The following is a 5,120-nucleotide window of genomic DNA, read 5'->3' on the forward strand; positions in this document are numbered from 1 at the left end:
TTTTTTAAACCCAGCCTTAACCCTGCTAGGACAAGGTTTAAGAAAATCACCAATCTGGAAAAAATTGAATTTTGCTAATCATCCCTATTTATGCAAAGGTCTCTAGATAGAATCAAATCAAATTTGGTGCTTAGTTAACATTTTTTTTAATGCTTGTTGTTCTCATTCATGGTTTGGATTTATTTTTGATAAAAACACAGGTAATTCACACTTACATCACTTTCAAGTTTGTAAGTTTTTGTAAATGGATTATAAGTCATGCCAATTATGTTTTTTAGGGTTAAATTTGAGTGTCTTGCCCATTCGTCCATTTCGCTTGGTTGGATGAATTTATCCCAATCATGTGTGCCTTGAGGGAGGAGTTTAAGGATATATTCTGCACCGATAATGGCGAATAAATAGGATTTGGTGTTACGATTTAGAGTAGAGAAAAACAGGCTTCCATTTGCTTTTACCAAAGTGGCACAGGCGTTGATAATTGAGGCGGGGTCAGGCACATGTTCTAGCATTTCCAAACAAGTAACCACATCAAAGGTTTGGGCGTTGTCCTTAGCAAAGTCTTCTACGGGGATTTTTTGATAATCTACTGTCAAACCTGATTCTAACAGATGCAGTTTGGCGACTTCTAAGCCTGCTTCCGCCATGTCAATGCCCGTTACTAAGGCACCTTCTTTGGCGAGGGATTCTGCCAAAATTCCACCGCCACAGCCGACATCAAGGATTTTTTTGCCTTTGAGTGAGCCACCACATTGTTTTTTGATGTAATTAAGTCTGAGGGGATTGATGTCGTGTAGGGGTTTAAATTCGGAGTTTTTGTCCCACCAACGAGAGGCGAGGGCGGCAAATTTATCAACTTCGTTAAAATCTACATTACTCATAATGCTTGCACTGCTTGCAATACCTCTTCGACATGCCCCTTGACCTTGACTTTATCCCAAGATTTGAGAATATTGCCATTAGCATCAATCACAAATGAAGAACGCACAATGCCCATATATTCACGCCCCATAAATTTTTTCAATTGCCAAACCTTAAACAGTTCGCACAAAGTGCCGTCAACATCGGCAATCAATTCAAAAGGGAAATTTTGCTTTTCTTTAAATTTTTCATGCTTATTTAAATCATCTTTTGAAACACCATAAATGACCGTATTGGCATCCACAAAAGCTTGATGATGGTCTCTAAAGTCCTGTCCCTCAGTGGTGCAACCTGGTGTAGCGTCTTTGGGATAAAAATATAAAACAATATTGCGTCCTTGTGTATCGGGGATATTGACTTCTAAATTGCTTGTTGCTGGACAGGTAGTTGGTTGAACTTTATTCATAACGGTATAATTTTAATTTTTAAAATTTTGATTTTAACACTTATATGAAAAACATTCGTAATTTCTCTATTATTGCTCATATTGATCATGGAAAATCCACCATTGCCGATCGGTTTATCCAATTTTGTGGCGGTTTAAGTGACAGAGAAATGTCGGCACAAGTGCTGGATTCAATGGATATTGAAAAAGAACGAGGCATTACCATCAAATCGCAAAGTGTGTCGCTAGATTATCATGCTAAAAATGGAGAAACTTATCAATTAAATTTTATTGACACACCAGGGCATGTAGATTTTTCTTATGAAGTTTCTCGCTCACTTTCTGCTTGCGAAGGTGCATTGCTGATTGTTGATGCCTCGCAAGGGGTTGAGGCGCAAACGGTGGCAAATTGCTATACCGCTATTGAGCAAGGTTTGGAAGTAGTAACAGTGCTAAATAAAATTGATCTGCCAGCGGCAGACCCTGAGCGAGTGATAGATGAAATTGAAGATGTGATTGGCGTTGAAGCACAGGATGCTGTTCACGCCAGTGCTAAATCAGGCATTGGCATTGAGGATATTTTAGAGCAAATTGTGGAAAAAATCCCCGCACCAAAGGGCGATGTTGAGGCGCCGATTAAGGCGCTAATTATTGATTCTTGGTTTGATAATTATTTAGGCGTAGTATCATTGGTTCGCATGATTGATGGGGAAATTAAAACCAAAACCAAAATCAAAATTTTCTCTAACGGTAATGAGCACTTGGTCGATGAAGTTGGTGTATTTACCCCTAAACGCCTTAAAACTGACAGTCTAAAAGCAGGCGAAGTGGGTTTTTTAATTGCCAGTATTAAAAATATTGATGGCGCACCAGTAGGCGACACTATCACCAGTGTTAAAAACCCAGTTTCTGAGCCTTTAGAGGGTTTTAAGCCTGTGCAGCCACGCGTATTTGCAGGGTTGTTTCCGATTTCTGGCGAGGATTATGAAAAATTTCGTGATGCTTTGGCAAAACTGCGTTTGAACGATGCAGCATTGCAATACGAGCCTGAAAACTCTGATGCATTAGGCTTCGGCTTTAGAATTGGTTTCTTGGGTTTGTTACATATGGAGATTGTACAAGAACGCCTAGAGCGAGAATATGACCTAGATTTAATTACCACTGCGCCAACCGTGGTGTATGAAATTTTAGACACTAAAGGCAATACCATTCGAGTGGATAGCCCATCAAAAATGCCAGAAAACCAGCTTATTGCAGAATTTAGAGAGCCAATTATTACGGCAAATATCTTAGTCACCGATGAATTTGTTGGCAATGTGATTAGCCTATGTGTCTCGAAGCGAGGTGTGCAAAAAAGCCTAACTTATATGGGCAAACAGGTGTCAATGGTGTATGAATTACCGCTGAATGAAGTGGTATTGGATTTCTTTGATAGGCTGAAATCGGTATCACGGGGGTTTGCTTCCATGGATTATCAATTTGAGCGCTATCAAGTTTCTGATTTAATCCGCCTTGATATTCAGATTAACCAAGAGTCGGTTGATGCTTTAGCACTGATTATCCATCGTGAAGATTCAATCAAAAAAGGCAGAGAAATTGCTGAAAAAATGAAAGAATTAGTGCCAAGACAAATGTTCGATGTCGCCATTCAAGCCTGTATCGGCGTGAAAGTTATTGCCAGAACCAATGTCAAAGCCCTTAGAAAAAATGTAACTGCAAAATGCTATGGTGGCGATATTTCTCGTAAACGCAAATTACTCGATAAACAGAAAAAAGGTAAAAAGCGTATGCGTAGTGTTGGCAGGGTGGACATTCCGCAAGAGGCATTTTTGGCGGTGCTGCATATTGATTAGGGTATCATTTAAAATACTGTTGGAGTTAGAAAAAATATTATGTGTAATTCATTTGTTGCTAAAAACTTCCGTGCTTTTGAAGAAATAAAAATAGAAAAACTTGCTAAAGTTAACTTATTTTTAGGGAGAAATAGTATAGGAAAAACAGCGCTTTTAGAAGCGTTTTATTTACATTTACATCAAGATAAAATAGAAGCTATTGAAGGTTTGTTAGTTAAAAAAGACGAACACCTATCTCATGAGGATGGTTCGTCATCAATTGGCTCTATTGTTAGGCATTTATTTCACAATCACCAATTGTCAAATTTTAATAATGAAGGAATCATACTTGGTGAAATTATTAAGCAGGAAAAAAATAAAGACAAATTAACTGAAATTAAAACAATTATTGATAAGAATGATGATGAAATTTTAAGAGTTACTAAAAACAGCATATCAGAAGATGCTTTATTAAGAAATGATTTTGATGAATTATATAGACATAGACATTACGGGATGAGGCATAGAATTTCTCGACATAAATCAAAGCCTAGAAAAAATATAAATTTGCAATTTGTTCGTAGCTCTGGATCTGGCGATATTGTAAAAATGTGGGACAACATAGATTTAACGGATAAACAGGCTAAGGTTATTGAGGCACTACGAATTATTGAGCCAAGTTTATCGGGTATAAAGTTTGTAGAACAAGATCGTCGTAGTAGGGGGAGAATTGCTAAGGCAAGTATTGATGGGGAAATAGTACCATTTAAAAGTATGGGTGATGGTATTAATCGAATTTTGTATATTGTATTAAGCATGGTTAACGCTCAAGATGGCTATTTATTAATTGATGAATTTGAAAATGGCTTACATTATTCAGTGCAAGAGCAGGTATGGAAAGTTATCTTTTCTTTAGCAGAAAGTCTTAATATACAGGTATTCATCACAACGCATAGTAGTGATTGCATTAAGGCATTTGGTTCGCAATGGGAAAGCAATGAAGAAAAAGCAACCATGCACCGTATTGATTACAAAGACAAACGGCATTCTGTAATGCTTTATGATTTTTCCGACCTTAACGATGCACTGAGTACAAATACAGAGGTTAGATAAATGTCAAGCAAATCAACCGATTGGATGAAGCGGTGTGGAGAAAAGTCAGTATTGTTGCTTGAAGGTAAAAGTGATTGTAATATTGTTAAGAAATTTTGCGAAGATAATGAAATAAATACCCAATTTGGTTTTTGCAATTGTGAAAACGATAATCAAGTTTTATCTCAATTAAATGCATTATTGCAAGGAAGTAATCAACCTGAGATTATTGGCATTATTCTAGATGCTGATAACGATATTAACGCTCGTTATCAAGAAATTATCAATAAGACTACAAAGTTTTACAAAAAATTACCTAGTAGTATTCTAAAAACTGGGCTTGTTCATACGGAAAATGGATTGCCAAAATTAGGTGTTTGGATAATGCCAAATAATCAAGATAATGGTGCCTTGGAAAAGTTTTATTTAGAATTGGCAACTGACATAGATACTGCTTTTATTAATGATGTAATTAAACGAGCAGAGAATAAAAAACTCACTTCTTTTAAATCACAACACCGAAACAAAGCAATTATGCATACCTACTTTGCATGGCAAGATTCACCTAGCGATCCATTACATTCGGCTATCAATAAAATTGCATTAGATAACAGCCAAGAAATTGCAACAACATTTAAAATTTGGTTGGTGCAGTTGTTTAATTAAAGCACAAAAAAAAGTCAGTGCAACTTTTGCACTGAATTTTTTAACGATTTTTCAATAAATCCCGAGGGATTTAAAGTGCTTATGTAGATTTCTTAATATATAGAGACCTTTGCATAAATATGAATAATCATCAAAAATCCACTTTTCACCCGCTTGGCGATTTTTTAAACCCAGCCTTAGCCCTGCTAGGACAAGGTTTAATAAAATCACCAATCTGGCAAAAATTG

5 protein-coding genes are annotated in these 5,120 nt (G+C 36.5%); 3 read left to right on the plus strand and 2 right to left on the minus strand.

Features of this window, described 5'->3' with window-relative positions; all coding sequences use genetic code 11:
• Positions 1 to 179: 179 nt before the first annotated feature.
• Both ubiG and CRYPD_RS07310 read right to left on the minus strand, forming a co-directional pair.
• The gene (gene ubiG, locus CRYPD_RS07305) at positions 180 to 878 is read right to left on the minus strand and encodes a bifunctional 2-polyprenyl-6-hydroxyphenol methylase/3-demethylubiquinol 3-O-methyltransferase UbiG (RefSeq protein ID WP_138146927.1); all 699 of its coding nucleotides are present in this window, start codon (positions 876 to 878) and stop codon (positions 180 to 182) included.
• Positions 875 to 1,324, minus strand: a complete 450-nt coding sequence (locus CRYPD_RS07310) for a peroxiredoxin (protein ID WP_138146928.1) — start codon at positions 1,322 to 1,324, stop codon at positions 875 to 877. Before CRYPD_RS07310 ends, ubiG begins: the two co-directional genes overlap by 4 nt.
• Positions 1,325 to 1,368: 44 nt before the next feature.
• Here CRYPD_RS07310 and lepA point away from each other — a divergent pair, with 44 nt between their 5' ends.
• The 3 genes from lepA to CRYPD_RS07325 are packed head-to-tail and all read left to right on the plus strand — an operon-like array spanning position 1,369 to position 4,893.
• A complete protein-coding gene (gene lepA, locus CRYPD_RS07315) occupies positions 1,369 to 3,156 on the plus strand; it encodes a translation elongation factor 4 (RefSeq protein ID WP_138146929.1) in 1,788 nt (595 codons plus the stop codon).
• A 39-nt stretch (positions 3,157 to 3,195) separates the two neighbouring features.
• The gene (locus CRYPD_RS07320) at positions 3,196 to 4,248 is read left to right on the plus strand and encodes an AAA family ATPase (protein ID WP_138146930.1); all 1,053 of its coding nucleotides are present in this window, start codon (positions 3,196 to 3,198) and stop codon (positions 4,246 to 4,248) included.
• The gene (locus CRYPD_RS07325) at positions 4,249 to 4,893 is read left to right on the plus strand and encodes a DUF3226 domain-containing protein (RefSeq protein WP_138146931.1); all 645 of its coding nucleotides are present in this window, start codon (positions 4,249 to 4,251) and stop codon (positions 4,891 to 4,893) included.
• Positions 4,894 to 5,120 lie beyond the last annotated feature (227 nt).

Origin of the sequence: Bathymodiolus heckerae thiotrophic gill symbiont (assembly GCF_900180345.1) — a bacterium.
Lineage (GTDB): Bacteria > Pseudomonadota > Gammaproteobacteria > PS1 > Pseudothioglobaceae > Thiodubiliella.